Source organism: Pseudomonas sp. Colony2 (genome assembly GCF_019382755.1).
Lineage (GTDB): Bacteria > Pseudomonadota > Gammaproteobacteria > Pseudomonadales > Pseudomonadaceae > Aquipseudomonas.
The window spans coordinates 1,005,199-1,006,849 of sequence record NZ_CP080030.1 but is presented as its reverse complement, the minus strand read 5'-3'; the positions used below and the strand labels follow the sequence as shown (position 1 = coordinate 1,006,849).

2 protein-coding genes are annotated in these 1,651 nt (G+C 61.5%); both read right to left on the bottom strand.

The window, feature by feature from the left end:
* Window positions 1–1,094: D-alanine--D-alanine ligase (gene ddlA, locus JV201_RS04065; protein ID WP_008437490.1), on the bottom strand; the 1,094-nt coding region annotated here is incomplete at its 3' end.
* A gap of 43 nt (window positions 1,095–1,137) precedes the next feature.
* A partial coding sequence (locus JV201_RS04060) for a LysE family translocator (RefSeq protein WP_219406544.1) occupies window positions 1,138–1,651 on the bottom strand: 514 nt, incomplete at its 5' end.

Genomic DNA, 1,651 nt, shown 5'->3' with positions numbered 1-1,651 from the left:
TACCGGCTGATCTTCAACCCCTTACGCCCCGCATGCCGCTCCAGCGCCAGCTCGATCAACCGGCTCACCAGCTCGCTGTAGCTCATGCCTGCCGCCTGCCACAGCTTCGGATACATGCTGATGCGCGTAAAGCCCGGCAACGAGTTGATCTCGTTGATCAGCACCTCCCCCTCATCCGTCAGAAACACATCCACCCGCGCCAGCCCGGCACAGCCCAGGGTTTCAAACGCTTCGATAGCCAACGCACGAATGCGCTCGCTGGCTTCAACGCTGATATCCGCCGGCACCACCACCTGGGCCGCCTGGTCATCGATGTATTTGCTGTCGTAGGAGTAGAAACCGTCCCGTACCACGATCTCGCCGCAACCACTGGCGATGGGATTCTCGTTGCCCAACACGGCGCATTCGATTTCCCGGCCTTTGACCGCCGACTCCACCAGCACCTTTTCATCAAACCCGAGGGCCAGTTCTACGGCGGCATGATATTCAGCCTCGCTGCCCACCTTGCTCACACCCACGGACGAACCCTGGTTCGCCGGTTTCACGAACATCGGCACTCCGAGTTTCTGCCGGGCTTGTTCGAAGGTGGTTCGCGCCGCCGTGCGACGGTTGAGGGTAATGAACGGCGTCACGGCAATCCCGGCATCGCGCAGCAGGCGTTTGCTGATGTCCTTGTCCATGCACACGGCCGAGCCCAGCACGTCGGAGCCGACAAACGGCAAGTCGGCCATGCGCAGCAGGCCTTGCAGGCAGCCGTCTTCGCCGAGGGTGCCGTGGACGATCGGGAAGATCACATCGACATGTTCCAACGAGGCCTGGCTGGCGGTTTCCACCAGTTGCTGGCTGGCCTTGCCCGGCACCACGGCCAGTTCACGATTGGATTGATTGAGGGCGATCAGCGCCGGATTTTCTTCGTTGAGCAGAAAGCCCGAGGTGTCGTTGAGGTGCCAGTGGCCGGCCTTGTCAATGCCGATCAGGATCGGCTCAAAGCGCGAACGGTCCAGTGCATCGACGATGTTGCGCGCCGATTGCAGCGACACTTCGTGCTCGGCCGAACGGCCACCAAAAATAATCCCTACCCGCAGCTTGCTCATGATCGGCCTCACGTTTGAAAGTAAGGCTTCTTACCATGAGCCGTCAGCGATTCGCTACCAGCGTGGCCCCGAACAGCACATAACAACCACCGGCAAACCGGTCCAGCCACTTGCGCGAGCGGGCATAGACGTTGGCCATCCGCTCACTGGAAAACACCAGCGCCACGCAGGAGTACCAACTGAATGACAAGGTCGCCATGGTGATCACGGCCAGGGTCAGCAGCGTCGGCGACGGTGATTGGGGCATGGTGGATGCAAAGATCGTCGCGACGAACAGCGCCGCCTTGGGGTTGGACAGGTTGCCCAGCAAACCCAGGCGCCAGGCGGAGAACAGTGAACGCCGAGGTTCGTCGGGCAACAGGTTCTGGGCCATCGACGGTGCCGAGCGCCGGAACAGTTTCAACCCCAGGTAAATCAGGTAGCAGCCGCCGATGATCTTGAACGCCAGGTACAACATGGGCGCTGCGGTGAACAGCGACTTGATCCCCAAACCGCCTGCCAGTCCCCACATCACGGTGCCGGTGGCCACGCCAGCCGACGCCACCACGCCATGGCGA